Origin of the sequence: Bacillus mojavensis, from assembly GCF_012648005.1 — a bacterium.
Classification (GTDB): domain Bacteria; phylum Bacillota; class Bacilli; order Bacillales; family Bacillaceae; genus Bacillus; species Bacillus mojavensis.
The window spans coordinates 3,151,742-3,170,446 of sequence record NZ_CP051464.1; the positions used below are offsets into that span (position 1 = coordinate 3,151,742).

18 protein-coding genes and 1 pseudogene are annotated in these 18,705 nt (G+C 46.1%); 8 read left to right on the forward strand and 11 right to left on the reverse strand.

What is annotated here, in order from left to right; all coding sequences use genetic code 11:
- Positions 1–28 precede the first annotated feature (28 nt).
- Genes fadE through HC660_RS16535 form a run of 3 tightly spaced genes read right to left on the reverse strand, consistent with a single transcriptional unit; the run spans position 29 to position 5,383 of the window.
- The gene (gene fadE / locus HC660_RS16525) at positions 29–1,813 is read right to left on the reverse strand and encodes an acyl-CoA dehydrogenase FadE (RefSeq protein WP_168748697.1); all 1,785 of its coding nucleotides are present in this window, start codon (positions 1,811–1,813) and stop codon (positions 29–31) included.
- A 14-nt stretch (positions 1,814–1,827) separates the two neighbouring features.
- Positions 1,828–3,003 carry an acetyl-CoA C-acetyltransferase gene (locus HC660_RS16530; protein ID WP_168748698.1) on the reverse strand — a complete coding sequence of 392 codons (1,176 nt, stop codon included), beginning with the start codon at positions 3,001–3,003 and terminating at the stop codon, positions 1,828–1,830.
- Positions 3,004–3,013: 10 nt separating this feature from the next.
- Positions 3,014–5,383 carry a 3-hydroxyacyl-CoA dehydrogenase/enoyl-CoA hydratase family protein gene (locus HC660_RS16535; protein WP_168748699.1) on the reverse strand — a complete coding sequence of 790 codons (2,370 nt, stop codon included), beginning with the start codon at positions 5,381–5,383 and terminating at the stop codon, positions 3,014–3,016.
- Between the two features lie 175 nt (positions 5,384–5,558).
- Here HC660_RS16535 and HC660_RS16540 point away from each other — a divergent pair, with 175 nt between their 5' ends.
- Positions 5,559–5,702, forward strand: a complete 144-nt coding sequence (locus HC660_RS16540; RefSeq protein WP_010331806.1) for a YuzL family protein — start codon at positions 5,559–5,561, stop codon at positions 5,700–5,702.
- A 28-nt stretch (positions 5,703–5,730) separates the two neighbouring features.
- Here HC660_RS16540 and HC660_RS16545 read toward each other — a convergent pair whose 3' ends face one another.
- Entirely contained in the window at positions 5,731–6,639 is a 909-nt protein-coding gene (locus HC660_RS16545; RefSeq protein ID WP_168748700.1) for a proline dehydrogenase family protein, read from the reverse strand.
- 98 nt (positions 6,640–6,737) lie between these two features.
- Here HC660_RS16545 and HC660_RS16550 point away from each other — a divergent pair, with 98 nt between their 5' ends.
- The 4 genes from HC660_RS16550 (at position 6,738) to mdtP (ending at position 9,585) form a co-directional block, all read left to right on the forward strand.
- The gene (locus HC660_RS16550; RefSeq protein ID WP_010331808.1) at positions 6,738–6,983 is read left to right on the forward strand and encodes a hypothetical protein; all 246 of its coding nucleotides are present in this window, start codon (positions 6,738–6,740) and stop codon (positions 6,981–6,983) included.
- Positions 6,984–6,995: 12 nt separating this feature from the next.
- On the forward strand, positions 6,996–7,328 hold the full coding sequence (locus HC660_RS16555; RefSeq protein WP_010331809.1) for a spore coat protein: 333 nt from the start codon (positions 6,996–6,998) through the stop codon (positions 7,326–7,328).
- Between the two features lie 171 nt (positions 7,329–7,499).
- Entirely contained in the window at positions 7,500–7,946 is a 447-nt protein-coding gene (locus tag HC660_RS16560) for a MarR family transcriptional regulator (RefSeq protein ID WP_010331810.1), read from the forward strand.
- Positions 7,947–7,962: 16 nt separating this feature from the next.
- Positions 7,963–9,585 carry a multidrug efflux MFS transporter MdtP gene (gene mdtP, locus HC660_RS16565; RefSeq protein ID WP_211090766.1) on the forward strand — a complete coding sequence of 541 codons (1,623 nt, stop codon included), beginning with the start codon at positions 7,963–7,965 and terminating at the stop codon, positions 9,583–9,585.
- Positions 9,586–9,619: 34 nt separating this feature from the next.
- On the opposite strand, the gene HC660_RS16570 is transcribed toward mdtP, so the two are convergent.
- Both HC660_RS16570 and HC660_RS16575 read right to left on the reverse strand, forming a co-directional pair.
- Entirely contained in the window at positions 9,620–10,003 is a 384-nt protein-coding gene (locus HC660_RS16570; protein WP_168748701.1) for a tautomerase family protein, read from the reverse strand.
- 20 nt (positions 10,004–10,023) lie between these two features.
- The gene (locus HC660_RS16575) at positions 10,024–10,764 is read right to left on the reverse strand and encodes an SDR family NAD(P)-dependent oxidoreductase (RefSeq protein WP_168748702.1); all 741 of its coding nucleotides are present in this window, start codon (positions 10,762–10,764) and stop codon (positions 10,024–10,026) included.
- A gap of 142 nt (positions 10,765–10,906) precedes the next feature.
- On the opposite strand from HC660_RS16575, the gene HC660_RS16580 reads away from it, so the two are divergent.
- A complete protein-coding gene (locus HC660_RS16580; RefSeq protein WP_168748703.1) occupies positions 10,907–11,773 on the forward strand; it encodes a LysR family transcriptional regulator in 867 nt (288 codons plus the stop codon).
- A 45-nt stretch (positions 11,774–11,818) separates the two neighbouring features.
- Here the strand turns inward: HC660_RS16580 and HC660_RS16585 are convergent.
- The 4 genes and pseudogenes from HC660_RS16585 to HC660_RS16600 form a co-directional block, all read right to left on the reverse strand.
- Positions 11,819–12,107, reverse strand: a pseudogene (locus tag HC660_RS16585) (YusU family protein).
- Positions 12,108–12,134: 27 nt separating this feature from the next.
- Positions 12,135–12,962, reverse strand: a complete 828-nt coding sequence (locus HC660_RS16590; RefSeq protein WP_081638363.1) for an ABC transporter ATP-binding protein — start codon at positions 12,960–12,962, stop codon at positions 12,135–12,137.
- Between the two features lie 215 nt (positions 12,963–13,177).
- On the reverse strand, positions 13,178–13,615 hold the full coding sequence (locus HC660_RS16595) for a YusW family protein (RefSeq protein ID WP_010331818.1): 438 nt from the start codon (positions 13,613–13,615) through the stop codon (positions 13,178–13,180).
- 109 nt (positions 13,616–13,724) lie between these two features.
- Positions 13,725–15,509, reverse strand: a complete 1,785-nt coding sequence (locus tag HC660_RS16600) for a M3 family oligoendopeptidase (RefSeq protein WP_168748705.1) — start codon at positions 15,507–15,509, stop codon at positions 13,725–13,727.
- Between the two features lie 135 nt (positions 15,510–15,644).
- Between HC660_RS16600 and HC660_RS16605 the strand changes: the two genes are divergently transcribed.
- Complete coding sequence (locus tag HC660_RS16605; protein ID WP_168748706.1) at positions 15,645–16,499, forward strand: oxidoreductase; 855 nt, start codon at positions 15,645–15,647, stop codon at positions 16,497–16,499.
- Positions 16,500–16,576: 77 nt separating this feature from the next.
- Positions 16,577–17,038, forward strand: coding sequence for a metalloregulation DNA-binding stress protein MgrA (gene mrgA, locus HC660_RS16610; protein ID WP_168748707.1), 462 nt, complete (start codon positions 16,577–16,579; stop codon positions 17,036–17,038).
- A gap of 40 nt (positions 17,039–17,078) precedes the next feature.
- Here the strand turns inward: mrgA and HC660_RS16615 are convergent, their stop codons facing one another.
- On the reverse strand, positions 17,079–18,455 hold the full coding sequence (locus HC660_RS16615) for a serine protease Do-like protein HtrB (protein ID WP_168748708.1): 1,377 nt from the start codon (positions 18,453–18,455) through the stop codon (positions 17,079–17,081).
- Positions 18,456–18,705 lie beyond the last annotated feature (250 nt).

Here is an 18,705-nt window from a genome sequence, read left to right on the forward strand (position 1 = left end):
GCTCCGGATGTGCGGAGCTCCTTGGGACTCAGACAATATATTTTTCAGCCTCGAACACACCCGCTGCCGCTTCACGTTTTTTCCAAATGACATTTTTAGGCGTCACGCGTGTCAGCTTGCGGAGGGCCGAGAGCATCATACGGAGAGAATCTCCTTCTTCGATTGCAAGTAAAGATTCTTTCGCATGGGCTTCAATTTCATTGAAGGCTTCTTGAACGAAAATTTCTGTGTACAGCAGCTTTTGCGCTGCTTTATCGCTTCCTTGCGCGGCAATCGCCTTTTCCGTTCTGAGCACCGCTGATTCCATTGCATATACATTACTGACAATATCAGCAACGTTTACGAGGATTTCTTGTTCCCGATCGATCGCTTTTCCGTATTTTTGCGCAGCTAGACCCGCGGCGAACAGGGCGATTTTTTTGGCTTGCTTGACGATATATTTCTCTTGCTCTAATACGCCAGTGCCGGGCTCCTCAGGCATGAGCATCATGAGTTCTTCTTGAAGCGCCTGTGCTTTTTCAAAAAGAGGCAGCTCGCCTTTCATTGCTTTCTTCAGGAAGGTGCTTGGCACGATTAACCGGTTAATTTCATTGGTTCCTTCGAAAATCCGGTTGATCCTGGAATCCCGATAGGCTCTTTCCACTTCATACTCCTGCATAAATCCGTAGCCGCCGTGAATTTGCACACCTTCATCAACAATATAATCAAGCGTTTCAGAGCCAAACACTTTGTTGAGAGAGCATTCAATGGCGTATTCGGCAATGGACTTTGCTATTTGCCTTCCATCCTTTTGGTCTTCAGCTGTGAACTGGCTCATATTGTCTTCAAACAGCCCGACGGTTCTGTACACGGAGCTTTCCATTGCGTACAGCCTTGATGCCATCGTCGCAATTTTTTCCTGTGTCAGCGAAAAGCCTGCGATCGGCGTTTTAAATTGGCGGCGCTGATTTGCGTAAGCGGCGGACAGCTCGATCACCCGTTTTGACGCGCCGATCGTTCCTACTGCCAGCTTGTAGCGGCCGATATTTAAAATATTAAAGGCGATAACATGCCCTTTGCCGATTTCTCCAAGAAGGTTTTCCTTCGGCACCTCAGCCTGATCTAAAATGAGAGTTCTCGTCGATGAACCTTTAATTCCCATTTTCTTTTCTTCAGGTCCGGTTGATACGCCAGGAAAATCTTTTTCTACAATAAAAGCAGAGAACTTTTCGCCATCCACTTTTGCGTAAACGACAAAGACATCGGCAAAGGCTGAGTTGGTAATCCACTGTTTTTCCCCGGTTAATACGTAATGTGTTCCTGCTTCATTCAGCACCGCGGTCGTTTTTGCGCCTAACGCATCAGATCCGGAACCTGGCTCAGTCAGTGCGTACGCAGCGATTTTTTCCCCTGAAGCCAAATCAGGGAGATATTTTTTCTTTTGTTCTTCCGTTCCAAAGAAGACGATCGGCAAGGAACCGATACCGACATGCGCACCGTAAGAAAGTGAAAAGCTTCCCGCCCGCGAAAATTTTTCAGTGATCAGCGCCGAGCTGATTTTATCAAGGCCCAGCCCGCCGTATTCCTCAGGAACATCGGCACCGAGAAGGCCGAGTTCTCCCGCTTTCTTCAAAAGCCGGACAGAATGTTCAAATTGATGGTTCTCAATGTCATCTATATGCGGCAGAACGTCCTGCTCAATGTAATCCTCCGTTGTTTTCGCAATCATTTTATGCTCGTCGGTGAAATCCTCCGGTGTATACATCTGATCATATGTGACTTCCTCTATTAAGAAGCCGCCGCCTTTTTGTACTTCAGCCGTTTTTCTCGTCATTTGTTTTTCCCCCTTTAGCATAGTTCAAATACGCCGGCTGCTCCCATCCCGCCGCCGATACACATTGTGACGACTCCAAATTGCTCGTTTCTCCGTTTCATTTCGTGAATCAGTGAGAGTGTAAGCTTTGTGCCCGTACATCCAAGCGGGTGCCCGAGTGCGATAGCGCCTCCATTGACATTCACTTTCTCCTCATCAATCCCCAGCTCCCTGATGACTTGGATGGCTTGTGATGCAAACGCTTCGTTCAATTCAAACAGCCCAATGTCCTGCAGTTGAAGCCCGGCAAGCTTCAGTGCACGCGGAATGGCTTCGACGGGTCCGATGCCCATGACTTCCGGCGGCACCCCGCCAACGGCAAAGGAACGGAATTTGACAAGCGGCGCCAAACCAAGCGCATCCGCTTTTTCGCGATCCATCAGCATGACAGCCGCCGCCCCGTCACTAGTTTGCGAGGAATTTCCGGCAGTGACTGTTCCGTCAACGGAAAAGGCCGGGCGCAATGTGGCTAAAATATCTGCGGTCGTTTGCGGGCGTATACCTTCATCCTGAGAAAAAACTGTATGTTTTTCCTGAGGCTTATGGTTTTCGCCGATTTCTGTCACTCTGACTTCGACTGGGACAATTTCATCTTTAAATTTCCCCTCTGCAAGAGCTTTGGCAGCTTTCTGGTGACTGCGCACTGCAAAAGCATCCTGATCTTCACGGGAAACGCCGTATTTTTTCGCAACCTGTTCTGCTGTGTGTCCCATGCTCATGTAATACTCCGGCGCTTTTTCGGCCAATATGAGGTTCGGACGGGTCACATGCCCCATCATCGGAACCTGTGACATGGATTCTGCTCCGCCTGCAATGGCTGTATCGTAAGCGCCAAGCATAATTTTTTCTGCCGCATATGCGATGGACTGAAGACCTGAGGAACAGTAGCGGTTGACTGTAATCGCCGGCACCGTATATGGCAGACCCGCAAGCGCGCCGATATTTCTCGCCATATTGAGCCCCTGTTCCGCTTCAGGTGTCGCACAGCCTATAATTAAATCGTCAATATTGCCCTCGTAGCCGCCTGCTCGTTTCAGCGTTTCTTTCACGCAAATGGCTCCCAAATCATCCGGGCGAACGGTGGCCAATGATCCTTTTTTCGCTTTCCCAACCGGTGTTCTTGCTCCTGCCACAATGACTGCCTCTTTCATAAACTCCCTCCTAGTTCCGTAAAGGTTTGCCTTTCACCAGCATATGCTGCATTCTCGCCTGAGATTTCGCCTCGCCTGCCAGACTTAAAAACGCTTCTCTCTCAATTTCTAATAAATACTCTTCATCCACCTCTGTACCGAACGGCACTTTTCCGCCGGCAATCACAAAAGCGAGTTTTTTTGCAATTTTCATATCATGCTCAGATAGGTAGCCGGACAGCCTCATTTGCTCTGCACCGAGCAGAAGCGCGGCATAGCCTGTTTCCCCCGCCACCTTGACCTTTTCTTTTACAGGCGGCCGCCAGCCGGTATCGTATAAAGAGGCGGCTAGCTGCTTTGCATCGTACAGGAGGTGATCCTGGTTAGTGCTGATACGGTCAGCCTCTTTTAAAATATTCAGTTCCCGTGCCTCTTGGGCGGAAGTTGACACCTTAGCCATTGCAATCGTTTCAAAAGTTTTTATGGCCGCATTCATCGGATCAAGACCGCGGCGAAGATGATTGATGTACAGTTCTTTATTGCCCCCTCCTCCAGGGATGAGGCCGACTCCTGATTCCACAAGTCCCATATAGGCTTCGCTTGCCGCTTGTATCCGTGCAGCAGGGAGACACACTTCCGTCCCTCCGCCGAGCGTCATGCCGAATGGAGCGGCAACAACAGGTTTCGTGCTGTATTTGATGTTCATCATTGTCTCTTGAAAACGCCGTATCACCAAATCAACTTCCATAAAGTTGTCATCCTGCACTTCCATTAAGATCATGGCAAGATTGGCGCCCACGCAGAAATTTTTTCCTTGATTGCCGATGACAAGCCCTTTGTAATTCCGCTCTGTTTCTTCCAATGCTTTGTTGATCATTTGAATGATGTCGAGCCCGATGGCATTGCTTTTCGAGTGAAATTCCAGAAGCGCTACATCGTCACCAAGATCGATCAAGCTCGCTCCGCTGTTTTTCGCAATGACGCCGTTTGTTTCTTTAACTGACTGTAAATGGATGCGTTTCTTGTTTTCTTTTACGGCTCTGTATTCGCCGCTTTCGTAATAAAGCACTGTTCCGTTTTCTCTGATGTAGAAAGTTTCATTCCCTTTGTCCAGCATATCTTTTATCCAGCCAGGAATCTCCCCTCCATGCTGTTCAAGCTTTTCCGCCGACTGTCTGAGACCGATTGCGTCCCAGATTTCGAATGGCCCCAGTTCCCAGCCGAATCCCCATTTCATAGCTTGGTCAATTGCATGAATATCGTCGGCGATTTCTCCGAGCAGCTGGGCTGAGTAAAGCAGCGTTTGCGACGTAATATTCCACAGCAGCCGGCCAGCCCTGTCTTCCGAATAAATAAGCGCTTTCATTTTGGCTTTTGTCCCTTTAGCCTGTTTTGCCGCTTCAAGAGCCGGCGTTTTCATCTTTGTCCGTTCTCCGTAAGTAAGCGTCATCGGATCAAGCTCATAAATCGTTTTTCCTTCTTTTTTATAAAAGCCTTGACCGGATTTGCTTCCGATCCAGCCTTTTTGCAGCATGTCATTCATGAAGTCAGGCAGGCGAAATACTTCTTTTTCGTCTCCCTCTGCTTTGTCATACACGTTTCGGGCGACGTGGGCAAAAGTATCGAGGCCGACAACATCCAGCGTTCTGAAGGTTGCGCTTTTCGGTCTTCCGATCAGCGGGCCTGTGATGGAATCGACTTCTCCGACCTGATAGCCGCCTTCCAGCATTTCTTGAACCGTAATGAGAAGTCCGTACGTCCCGATTCGGTTTGCGATAAAATTTGGTGTGTCCTTAGCTGTGACCACACCTTTGCCGAGGACATTTTCACCGAAGGATGTCATAAACGCCAGGATGTCAGGATCAGTTTCCTTAATCGGAATGATCTCCAGCAGCTTTAAATATCGCGCCGGGTTAAAAAAATGCGTTCCGAGAAAATGAGCTTTAAAATCATCAGACCTGCCTTCAGCCATCGCCTGCACTGAGATGCCGGACGTGTTGCTCGAGACGATGCTGCCCGGTTTCCGATGCTCATCCACGAGAGAGAAAATCTTCTTTTTGACCTCAAGATTTTCGACAACGACCTCAATAATCCAATCAGCTTCCTTCAGCTTCTCGACATCATCTTCTAGATTGCCGGGAGTAATATAAGCGGTGTTTTGTGCTGACGTAAGAGGGGCGGGCTTTTGTTTCAGCAGCTTTTTCACCGCAGATCTGCTCAGCCTGCTGCGCACCTCTGGACTTTCCTTGGTCAGCCCCTTTTTCTCCTCTTCCTTCGTTAAATCGTTCGGCACAATATCAAGCAGCAGGACCGGAATTCCGATGTTAGCCAAATGCGCAGCAATACCGGAACCCATAACCCCCGATCCTAAAACGGCTGCTTTTTGAATGTGTTTGTGCATGAGACATCCCCCTTGAGCGTTGAATGAATAATCATTCATTTTTTGGTCAAAAAAAATGGAAACCCGTTTCTTCTTTCATCATAAAAGATTTTTGTTTCGACTTCAATAGCTAATTTGTTATTTTTTTGTATGAAGCAGATAGAAGACGGGAAACTTAAACCCGGAGGTGAAGGGAATGGTGAGAGAAAAAAAGAACCCGTCTTCAGCAGCAGTAAGCGCGGCGAGCGTAAAAGGAGATGCCGGTCCGACACAGCATTACGGCGGCGGAAAACGGACAAGCCAAAATCAGCAGTATAAGAAACATAACATGGAACAATAACAATGCAGCCCGCGTCCCGCGGCTGCTTTCACTTTTTGAAAATCCCTTTTAACACAAAAGCCGCATTAGCGGGTCTTTCGGCGATTCTTCTCATAAAGTAACTAAACCAATCGGTTCCATACGGGACATACACACGCATCTTGTACCCTTCCTTCACGAGTTCCTTCTGCCGCTCCGGCCTGATGCCATAAAGCATTTGAAACTCAAATTGGGACAACGGGATATCATGATCGGCAACGAGTTTCTTCGTAAACGCAATGATGTCATCATCGTGTGTAGCGACGGCAGTATAGTTCCCGCTCAGCAGCTGCAGTTTAATCAAGCTCTGGAAGTGAAGGTCTGTTCCTTTTTTATCAGGGAACGCAACAGCCGCAGATTCCTTGTAAGCGCCTTTGACGAGTCTGAGATTCGGCTTCAGATCATGCAGCTTACGGATATCTTCTGCCGCCCGGTAAAGATACGCCTGTATCACCGTACCCAGCATGTCAAATTCCTGCTTGCACTGCCTGTAGATGGCAAGTGTCTGTTCATAATGTGGGTAGTCCTCCATATCGATCGTCACAGCCACGCCATTTTCCTTCGCAGAAGATAAAATGTCACGCAAATGTGAAACCGCCAGCTCTTCTGAAATATCGAGCCCTAATGACGTCAGCTTAAGGGAAAGCTCGGAATCTAACCGGTGTTCGGCAATCGCTTGAATGGCCTTCTTGCATTCTGCCGCGACTCGACTTGCTTCTTTATGTGTAGCCGCATACTCGCCTAAATAATCAATGGTTGTGCACAAACCGGATTGATTCAGCTTTTTAATGGTCCGAACAGCCGATTCAATCGTGTCCCCCGCGACAAATCTCCGCGCCCCCAGCCGTGATCCGTATGCTTTGGCAAGTTTGGTGAGCGTTTTATTTTGAGATAAGAATAAAAACATATGTCTCAACATCCAATTCCTCCTGACGATACAGCCTTCTTCAAAACACCTGTATATAACTCCCATACTGAAGGAAACATAAAACGAATAGAACGCAAAGGAGGATTACAATGAACAATCAGCAGCAATCTCAAATGCCGCCCTCTGTCATTTCAACAAAGGATCATTTGTATCTGAATGACATGCTGAACTGGAATCTGCTCGCGATGAAAAAAGCGCATTTTATGGCGCAGCAGTGCCAGGATCAAACATTAAAACAAGAACTAGACCGCGTCGGACATATGCATCACGATCACTATCAAAGAATCTTAAAGCACCTGCAGCCAGGCCAGCAGCAGTCCGGCTACATCCAATAAGGAGGCGCCAAAATGAATCAGCAAAATCAGAAAATCAGCAACCCGCAAACACCAGTGCCGACTACATCAGAAATGAATGACCGAGATTTCGTCAATGAGCTTTTGACAACAGAAAAATACATGACCACTGCGTATTGCACTGCTCTGCACGAGTTCAGCCATGAATCTCTCTATCAGGATATTCAAACCATTTTTGATGAGTCACAAAAAGCGCAAAGAAAACTGTATGATCTCATGTTCCAATATGGGTGGTATGCTGTTGAAGCAGAGGACGCCCAAAAGCTGCAGCAATCCTATCAAAAGTTCCAGCAGACCATTCAGCAGCAGTCTCCTTATCAGCAATAAAGTTTATCAATCAGATCAGCAAAAGGGTACGATGTGCTTTACTGGCATCTATCCTTTTTTTGTGAGTAAAATCAGTTGACTTTTTATTAATACTTATTTATATTTAATAAGCATTAACTATTTTAATGCATTAAATATAAACAATAGTTATATTAAAGAGGAGAAATGAAGATGAAGAGTGCGGATCAGTTAATGTCTGATATTCAATTATCGCTTCAGACGCTCTTTCAAAAGATACAGCCTGAAATGTTGGATAGCATGGAGAAACAAGGGGTTACCCCCGCGCAGCTGTTTGTGCTCGCGAGCTTAAAAAAGAATGGCAGCCTTAAAATTTCTGAAATTGCCGAACGGATGGAGGTCAAGCCTAGCGCGGTTACGTTAATGGCAGACCGCCTTGAACAAAAAAATCTGATCGTCAGAAAACACAATACACAAGACAGGCGAGTCATTAATATCAGCCTTACCGATGAAGGAGACAGAAAGTTCGAGGACGTTTTGGCGGGCAGAAAAGCCATAATGGCACGATACCTTTCCTACCTGACAGATGAAGAAATGATGCAGGCAGCACATATTACGAAAAAGCTGGCACAAGCTGCTGCCGAAACCAATGAAAAGTAAATTAGGAAAAGAGGAAATGGATGAAATGAGTAATGAAGGAAAACAATCAAAACGGACTTTATTAATAACCGGCTTAATCATTGCCATGTTTTTCTCAGCCCTTGACGGCACCATTGTCGGAACTGCCATGCCGAAAATCGTCGGAGATCTTGGCGGTCTAAGCATGATGACCTGGCTGACTACAGCGTATTTGTTAACATCAACAACGGTCGTGCCAATCGCCGGTAAATTAGCCGACTTATTGGGGCGCCGGATCGTCTATGTATCAGGTTTGCTTATTTTTATGGCTGCTTCAGCTCTATGCGGAATGGCCAACAATATGACAGAATTAATTATTTTCCGCGGTTTGCAGGGAATTGGCGGAGGTATTATGATGCCGATGGCCATGATTGTCATTGGTGACTTATTTACAGGAAAACAGCGTGCCAAATTCCAAGGGGTCTTTGGTGCCATTTACGGACTTGCTTCTGTTATCGGTCCGCAAATCGGCGGCTGGATCGTTGATTCATTAAACTGGAAATGGGTTTTCTATATTAACCTTCCTGTTGGAATTATTGCCGTTATTTTTATCGCCAGAGGATTGCAGGGCCGTAAGCAGACTGGTCCGATCAACTTTGATATCGCCGGGATTTTCACAATGATTGTCGGGGTTGTCAGCCTTCTTCTTGCCCTAAGCTTCGGCGGAAAAGATTACGCATGGGGCTCATGGCAGATTCTCGGCTTGTTCGCTCTCGCATTGATCGGCATTGTGAGCTTTATTATTGTTGAGTCGAAAGCGAAAGAACCGATCCTTCCTATGTATCTATTTAAAAATAGAACATTTACGTTTTTGAACCTGATCGGCTTTTTTATGAGTATCGGAATGTTTGGCGCAATTACGTTTGTTCCTTTCTTTATGCAGGGAATTGTCGGTGTAAGCGCGTCTGAATCAGGGACGATTATGACACCAATGATGATCTCAATGATTATCACAAGCATTATCGGCGGCCAGCTTGTTTACAAAATAGGAATTAAACCGCAAATCATAACAGGCATGCTGATTATGGCTGGCGGATTCCTTCTGTTAACCACATTGGACCTAGATACGAGCAAACTTATCGCAACATCCTATATGGCCATTATAGGTCTTGGAATGGGTCTTGTTATGCCGATTCTGACGCTGGCTTTACAGGAAAGCTTTTCGAAAGAGGAGCTTGGGGTCGTCACCTCTTCCAGCCAATTCTTCCGTTCTATCGGGGGCACATTCGGCATTACCATGCTGGGCGCTATAATGAACGCCCGATCCGGAAGCTTGCTGACTGATAAACTGGTTCCATATTTAGACTCGCTTCCGGCACAGGCAAACGCCTTTGCTTCTCAATTAAAGGGCATGATTGACACAAATCCGCAAGGGCTGCTGCAATCACTGTTCAGCCCGGACGCAATCAAACAAATTCCTGCGGCTTTCTCATCCCATGTCGTGCCGATTTTAAAAACATCATTAATGGATTCACTCCACAGTGTTTTTTATGCAGGCCTCATCTTTATCGCTGTCGGAGCTGTATTTACCTTATTCATAAGACCTATTAAGCTTTCGAATAAGAACACGGATGAACAAAAGGAAAAAGCGGCTCAAGCCGTTGAATCCCCTTCTCATTAATAGAGCAACCCGCGGACATAACCGCGGGGCTTTTTTATTCGATCATCTGAGCCCTTCCATCCCCAAAGGACCAATCTTCATCCTGATTTCCAGCCAGCATGATAAACACATCTTCTTTTCTTACACCGAGCTCCGAATGAATCCGGCTTGCCACTGAATGGTAAAACGATTTCTTCTGCTCTGTTGTTCTTGAATCCTTCAATGTAAAATGGATGTAAATCAGTTCATCTGTGCGCTCTACCTGTAAATAACACAGATCATAAAAAAATTCGCTTTTTTGGTATTGCCGGATCACTTGAAAGTAATCATCTGCCGGCACATTGATTTCTTCGATCATAGACTGGTGAATGGCTCTGCTTAGTGTTTGAAGCCATTCTTTGCTTCTCCCCGCTCGTAAATGAATCTGTACAAATGGCATCTCTCAAGCCGCTCCTTTCTTTACATCGTCTGGCCGCTGTCAATCGTGATGATTTGTCCTGTCAGGGATTCCTGTTCAAGCACGGAACAAATCAGCTGTGCCACATCACCCGCTTCAGCAATTCGCTGCAACAGCAAAGTGCCGCTCATGTTTTTCATTTTTTCTTCACGTCCTGCCCACCATCTTGTCGCAACAGCTCCGGGTGCGACACCGCACACTCTGATTTCTGGCGCCAAAGCGTGTGCCAATGATTTTGTCAGGCCGTGCACCGCTGCTTTTGACACAGCGTATGGCATAGAAGAGCCCGCCCCGGTTGCCCCCGCGATACTGCCAATATTAACGATTGCCCCAGCCTTGCTTTTTTTCATGAAAGGAGCCGCTGCTCTCGCGCAAAAAAACATTCCTTTGACATTGACCGCATATAACTTGTCCCATACGTCCTCTGTCGCGGCATCAAGATCATCCATTGGAATATGCTGTGTAATGCTTGCATTGTTGATTAAAACGTCAATCGTGCCGTATTGCTTTCCTATTGATTGAACCATGTCCTGCACGTCACTGTTTTTGGACACATCGGCTTGGATAGCAACGGCCTGCCCGCCCTCTCTTTTGATGATGTCTGCTGTTTCCTCAGCCTCAGCACGAGAGCGTGAATAATTCACTGCAACAATCGCTCCCCGTTTCGCTAATTCAATGCATGCTGCTCTTCCTATTCCCGTGCCGCCCCCAGTGACGAGAGCTATTTTGTTCTTAAGATCCATTGCCGCCACTCCTTGTTGTTTGTATATATTTTGAAATCTAAACTGCTGATCCTATTGTAATGCAGGTTTGGTGTTCCGTATAATGATTGTTAAAGATACTTGCTATCATTTAGATTGATAGCAAAAGAGCGGGGGATTCAACATGGAAAGCGGAGATCTACGTGTGTTTCAAATGGTAGCCCGTGAAGGCTCAATTACGAAAGCCGCACTGCAGCTTGGCTACGTGCAATCAAATGTGACGGCCAGAATTCAGCAATTGGAAGCTGAGCTCGGCACTACCCTTTTTTTGCGCCATAATCGAGGCATGACACTCTCTTCCAGCGGAAAGCTTCTGTTGGATTATACGAATAAAATTATCGGGCTGCTGGATGAGGCGTCCAAAGCGCTCTCTTCCTCAACTGAGCCGAGCGGACAGCTGATGATCGGTTCCACTCAGACAGCCGCCGCCGTCAGGCTTCCCAAACTGCTTGCTTCGTATTATGAAGAGTATCCAAACGTACAGTTGTCTTTAATAACAGGGCATACAAAATTTTTAATTGATAAAGTTCTTCGGTATGAACTCGATGGCGCGTTTATCGGCTGTGAATGCAATCATCCTGAGCTCCAGTCCTTTCCCGCATTTGAGGAGGAGCCCGTAGTCGTGTCCGCTGCATCTGTGTCCTGTGCAGAAGAAGCGATCACAAAGCCGATTCTCGTTTACAGCACAGGCTGTTCGTACCGAGATACCCTTGAAAAATGGCTGCACTCTGCCGGCGTCACACAGCCGGTTATTATGGAGTTCGGCACACTTGAAGCGATTATTGGCGGGGTGACAGCGGGCCTTGGCATCTCCTTGCTTCCGCGGACTGTTGTACAAAAACACGAGTCTGAAGGTTCGGTCCGATTGTACACGCTCCCTGAACCTCTCAGACAGATGAAAACGGAGTTTATTCTCCGTAAGGATTCGTTTATCAGCAGCGCGCTGCGCACCTTTATGGCTTCCTTCGCACCAAATGAAACCGCAACATAACAAAAAGCAGTCTGCCGTTTATGAGCGGCAGACTGCTTTTTTAGCCTATTCTTTGTTTCGGTGCTCTTCATTTAACTGTTTGATATGCTGTATGATGTCTTTAATGCCCTGCTTTGCGTCAGGATATGTCGTATTCCAATGCTTGGCGAGCGGAGGCATGCTTTTGGCGATATGCGTGTACACAATCCACTGCTTCACTTCTTCTTTTAATTCATGATTTGACTCCCCAAGGAGAAGCTCGGTATATTTTTCAAGCAATCCATCCAGCTGTTCTTGCAGTTTTTGTTCCATTCATACATCTTCCTTTCGAGAAAACAGCAAGGAGCTTTCTCATTAATGAAAGCTCCTTTAGCCGTGTTATTTATCCATGTGATGTAAAAGCCGCTTCCCGGACAATGCATCTGCCCCGGCCATGAGGAATGCAAAGAGGCGTTCCGAACAGCGGGTCCTGTGTGACCTGACAGTTCATAGAAAACACATTTTGCACCAGATCACAAGTAATGACCTCTTCTGGACGGCCTTCAGCGTAAATCTGTTTATCTTTAATAGCCACAAGGTGATGTGCGTAGCGGCACGCTAAATTCAGATCATGGAGCACCATGACGATCGTCCGCTGTTCCTTCTCATTCAGCTCAAACAGCAAATCAAGAATTTCAATTTGATGCGTCATATCCAAATACGTTGTCGGTTCATCCAGAAGGATAATATCCGTTTCCTGGGCAAGTGTCATCGCTATCCAAGCCCGCTGGCGCTGCCCGCCTGATAAGGAATCGACGGCGCGGTCAGCCATATCCTCCAGCTTTGTGGCTTTTAGCGCTCTCTCTACAGCTGCCTCATCCTCTTTTGACCACTGTTTCAGCCAGTTTTGATAAGGATACCTTCCCTGCTTTACAAGCTGATGCACCGTCAGTCCCTCCGGAGCAGAAGGCCCCTGCGGCAGGATGGCAAGCTCCTTTGCGACTTCCTTTGTCGGAAGCTTGGCGATCGCTCTTCCTTCCAATAGCACTGAACCGCCTCTCGGCTTCATCAGCCGCGCCAACGAACGTAAAAGTGTCGATTTTCCGCAGCCATTGCTGCCGATAAATACGGTAATTTCACCTTTTGGAATCGTTAAATTCAGTTCATCAATAATAACGGCATCCCCGTACCCTAAGCTCAGCGTTTCTGTAGAAATTGCACTCATACCCATAACCGCTCCTTTTTGCTGGCTTTTTAGCAGCACTATGTATTGCACGTTTTATATAGACATGCATGTAAGTAAATTGTCATCAATGCAAGTGATACAATATTCAGTCTCTGATATGGTCATATATCCATCATTGTAGCAGAAAACAGTGACTTTGAAAATCATTTTCAATTAGTTTTCTGGTCAAAAATGGCGGTTATGGGTTTTTCAGCACATGATTATTTTTTAATTTCTCTGACAGTGCCGTTCTTAAGCTTCACTTTTAAGTCGAAATGATCATAGTGGCTGTCAAGGTTAAAAGCCGCCAGCACACTGTGAATCACTTCTTTCTCAGCCATTTGATCTGTCACGGACAGCTCGCTTAGAATCATTTTCATCTCATCCAGCGCTTCTTCTCCCTCTTGATTGATGCCAGAGAGCTTATCTTGTATTTCTGCCGTTTCATGAGTTCCGTTTTTTTCGTATATCCCTTCATAGCGGTTATGCTCACCGTCACCGTAGCTGACGCGAAGCGAAAAATTGCTGTAAGGAACGGATTTCATATGAGTAACTGCCGTATTTTCTCCTTCTGCTAGCTGCTGTTCTTCATTGAGACGGCAGCCCGCAATCAGAACAACTGCGAGACAAACGGCCCCGGCCGCTCTGATCAAATGCATAATGGTTCCCCCCTGTAGAATTCCATTTCTTTTAGGTATGTCCAAGGAATGGAATCCTCATTCAGAGAAGAGAACAGAAAAAGCCGGGCTTCAGCGCCCGGCTTTCCTTTTATGATTCAGTCATTTGCAAAAAGGCTTCGGCGTCCTGCACGGCCAGCTTGATGGCATTTTCCCAAAAGTCTCTCTTCGTGATGTCTGCGCCTAAATGCTTCATCGCTAAATCTTCTACGGTCATGGATGCCGTATCACGCAATAGCGCTATATATTTCTCTTCAAACGTGTTTTTTTCTTCAAGCGCCAGAGCGTAAATGCCGAGAGAAAACAGATAGCCGAACGTATAAGGGTAATTGTAAAACGGCACTCTCGTAATATGAAAGTGGAGCTTTGACGCCCAGAATAGCGGATGATACTCGTCTAAAGCGCCGCAGAACGCTTCTTTTTGCGCCTCTTCCATCAGCTCATTTAAACGGTCCGCCGGCACAATTCCCCGCTTTCGTTCTTCGTAAAACCTCGTTTCAAATAAAAATCTCGCGTGGATATTCATAAAGAAAGCAACGCTTCTTTGCACTTTATCCTCCAAAAGCACAAGCTTTTCTTCCTTTGTTTCCGCCTGATTGACAGTCGCGTCTGCCACAATCATTTCCGCAAAAGTTGACGCAGTTTCCGCTACATTCATAGCATAGGATCGATTTAACGGCCTTACATTGAGCATCGCTTCCTGATGAAAGGCATGCCCGAGTTCATGGGCAAGCGTTGAGACGTTCGAGGCACTGCCGGAAAACGTCATGAAGATACGGGATTCCCCGCTGTCAGGAAAGCTTGTGCAAAAGCCGCCGACTCTTTTCCCGCTTCTGTCCTCGGCTTCAATCCAGCGGTCACGGAACGCCTTTTCTGTAAAGGCGGACAACTTTCGTCCAAACGTGGAAAATTGGCTGATGATTAAGTTTGCGGCTTCATCGTATGAGTATTCCTTACCGGCAGACCCAATCGGTGCCTCAACGTCGTACCAATTGAGCTTTTCGAGACCAAGCATGGATGCTTTCCGGTTGAGAAACTGAACGAACGGCTGCTTATTTTCAATAATGACCTGCCACATCGTATCCAGCGTTTCTTTTTTCATCCGGTTGATTTGCAGCGGCTCCTTCAGAACATCCTGCCATCCCCGCGCTTTGTAGGTTTCCAGCCGGAATCCCGCCAAATGATTCAGCGTGCTGCTGAAAATATCCTGTTCCTGCTCCCATGCATGATTGATGCGTTCAAAAACGGTTTTCCTGACAGTACGGTCCTGATGTGACATCATGTTTTCCGCCTGTCCGACAGATAATTGTTTTTCCTCAAACGGAATGGTCATTTTTCCGACAACGATATGATATAAATCATCCCAGGCATGATAACCGTCAACTGCAAGGCTTCCAATCAGTTTTTCTTTGTCTGGGCTGAGCTTTTCGGCAACCCGTTCTCTTCTTTCATTTAATATGTATGATACCTCTCGCAGCCCGGTTTTTTTGAGCAATTCTTCCCACACGCCTTGATCAATCTCCACAAGTTTATGATCCAATGTGACAAGGGAGGACTGAAAATCTGCGACTAACTGATGCATGAATGATTTATGCTCATTCGCCTTCTGATCGCTAATGTTCTGTGCCTGAAGACACGAGACAAAAGCACCGGCCTGCTGCAGCTTGACCGAATTTTGTTCAAATGCATCGAGCAATGCGGTCAGCCTTCCAGCATCAGCCGGCGTTTCTGGCGGCTCAAAAGCATCCGTCATGTCTTGAAATGCACGCAGGCTTTGTGACAGCTTTTCAATATATCTCTTGAATTCTTCTGACTGGCTCCCGCCTTTAAAAAACGAATCCAGATCCCATGTTTTGTCTACCCCTTGCAATCCCATGACTCAAAACCCCTTTCCTCATTTGATTTTATTATAGAACAATTCTGAATTATTGTATAAAAATTTCTTTTATAGGCGTCATTCTCTGTGCATCATTGTACAATAGCTGTAGCGCCAAACAGGTGGATATGGAAAATGAATAAAAAAATAGCTATCGTAACAGGAGCGTCAAGCGGTTTTGGTCTGTTGGCGGCAGTCAAACTGGCTCAGTCATTTTTCGTCATTGCCACAGCAAGGCAGCCCGAGAAAGCGGAACAGCTGCGCGGTTTAGCAGCAAAACATCATGTAGCTGACTCCATTCACATCACCGCTCTCGATGTCACTGATGAACACTCGATCGAAGCGTTTGGAAAAACCATAAGTGCGTATGCCCCAATTGATGTACTCGTTAATAACGCGGGTACAGCTTACGGGGGATTTATCGAGGATGTCCCGATGGAGCATTTCAGAAAGCAATTTGAAACGAATGTTTTCGGATTGATCAATGTCACAAAAACCGTCCTGCCTTACATAAGAAAGCATAGCGGGGCAAAGATTATAAACGTAAGCAGTATCAGCGGTTTGACCGGATTTCCGGCACTGTCGCCTTACGCCGCTTCCAAGTATGCATTAGAAGGATTTTCTGAAAGTCTGCGCTTGGAGCTGCTTCCTTTCGGCATTGAAACCGCTCTGATCGAGCCAGGCTCATACAAGACATCGATCTGGACAACATCTTTATCGAATCACATGACTGTGCCGGCTGACGATTCAGCCTATCATCAATACTATAAAAAGATCCTTTCTTATGTTGAAAAAAATGCCGCTGAAAGTGGAGACCCCCAAGAGGTTGCCGACCTCATTTATCAATTAGCGATGAAACAGCGCGTAAAGAAATTGCGTTATCCGATCGGAAAAGGCGTCAAGCTCACCCTGCTATTCCGTGCACTTTTTCCTTGGTCCGCTTGGGAATCTATCTTGAAGAAAAAACTATTCACCCGAACTAAATTATAATTATTATAATTTAGTATTGATTTTTAATTAATATGTGATATAATTAAATTAACAGATCGCAAGGAGGACGTAATATTATGAAAACCGAAAACGCAAAAACAAACCTGACATTAGTTGAGAATTCAATGAACACCCAATTATCAAACTGGTTTCTTCTATACTCCAAGCTGCACCGTTTTCATTGGTATGTAAAAGGGCCTCACTTCTTTACATTGCATGAAAAATTTGAAGAACTGTATGACCACGCGGCGGAAACTGTAGATACGATTGCTGAGCGCCTGCTGGCTATCGGAGGACAGCCTGTTGCCACTTTGAAAGAATACACTGAGCAAGCATCCATCACAGACGACGGAAACGAAACGTCAGCTTCAGAAATGGTCCAAGCTTTGGTGAACGACTATAAACAAATCAGCAGCGAGTCTAAATTCGTCATCGGCCTTGCGGAAGAAAATCAAGACAATGCGACAGCAGACTTGTTTGTCGGACTTATAGAAGAAGTCGAAAAACAAGTGTGGATGCTTTCCTCTTATCTAGGCTAAAAAAAAGCTGAACCCTCTTCGGGTTCAGCTTTTTTGCCAGTTAGCTACTGAGGCTCTCTGTCTTCTTGGTCAATGTCACATTCAGGTTTTTCGTTTTTCCGTTGCGTATCACTTGAATTGTTGTTTTATCTCCGACTTTTAAATCTTTATAAAGAATTTGACGGATATCCGCACTGCTTTGGATATCTTTGCCGTTTAATTTGACAATCACATCCTCAGGTTTCATTCCTGCTTTAGCCGCCGGTGAATTTGCTTGAACTTCTTTGACGTAGACACCTTTGCTCAATTGATCCCCAAACAGGCCGAGTGTATTTTCCTGGTACGTTTCAGGAACTTGTGACATATCAATCATCTGCACGCCTAAGAATGGACGGTCCACTTTTCCGTTTTCAAGAAGCTGGTCAACAATTGGCTCTACATCGTTGCTTGGAATCGCAAAACCGAGTGACTCAACCCCGCTTTCATTCACTTTCAGACTGTTGATACCGATCACTTGGCCGTTTGAATTGATTAACGGGCCGCCGCTGTTTCCCGGATTGATTGCGGCGTCTGTTTGCAGCACATTCATTTCAACGGTACCTTGAGTCGTATCGACATCAATCGTCCGGTTAAGTCCGCTAATGATCCCTTGTGTCACTGTTCCAGAGAACTGCTGGCCGAGCGGATTACCGATGGCGATGACTTTTTCACCTGTGCGCAGCTGCGAAGAATCACCGAAGCTCGCCACTTTTTTGACGTTCTTGCTGTTGATTTCCAAAACAGCCAAATCCGTAATTGCATCGCTTCCCACAAGCTTTGCTGTCTCCGTTTTACCATTGTACAGGGTAACAGTCAGCTTATTCGCTCCTTCCACTACGTGGTTGTTTGTAATGATATATGCTTTGTTATTGTCTTTTTTGAAAATAACCCCTGACCCTGTTCCGCTTTCACTTTCTGAACCGGAGCTGCCTTCTGTGCCGAATGTGTTATTATGAGAGGTTTGGATATTTGAGATTCCGACAATCGTCGGCTCTAAGTCCTCTACCATATCAGCCACGTTGGTCGCGTTTGTCACAGGTGTCGTTGTAAAATTGTCGGATTGCACCTGTTTATTTGCGGAAGCCGTCTCGGTCGTCTGATTATGGTCAGACGGCAAATAAGGCGCGATGCCGAGCATCAGTCCGCCGCCGATGATCCCGCCTAAAATCGGGCTCAGCCATGCCGCTCTCCGCTTCTTCTCTTTTTTTACAGCTGTTTCTTTCTTTTCCATTTCTAAAGCGGAAGCCGTTTCTTTTCGTCCCGCTTCATAAGAATGAGGCTGATCAAGCAATTTTTGTTCAGGATGCTCAATCAGCTTCCGGTTAGCTGTATTCATGTTTTCTGTATGTGAAGGTTCCGTTTGTTGTTCCCCGTTTTGGTCATCACGTCGGTAATCCATATGCATACACTCCTTATTCGGTTTTTCGTTTATCGTTACATATTCATCGCATGTACAAGTTCAATTGTCCCAATAATGAGGAGAAAAGCAAAGCACCAAAATAGAATATGTTTGATCATCCTGCATCTTCCCCGCTCTTTTCTTTTCCTTTCTTCCCTTATACACATCATAAACAAACATTGTGGGATAAAAATGAAAAGAATATGTGAAATTATGAAAATTGCCTGCCGTATGTTAAAACTAGTTTATA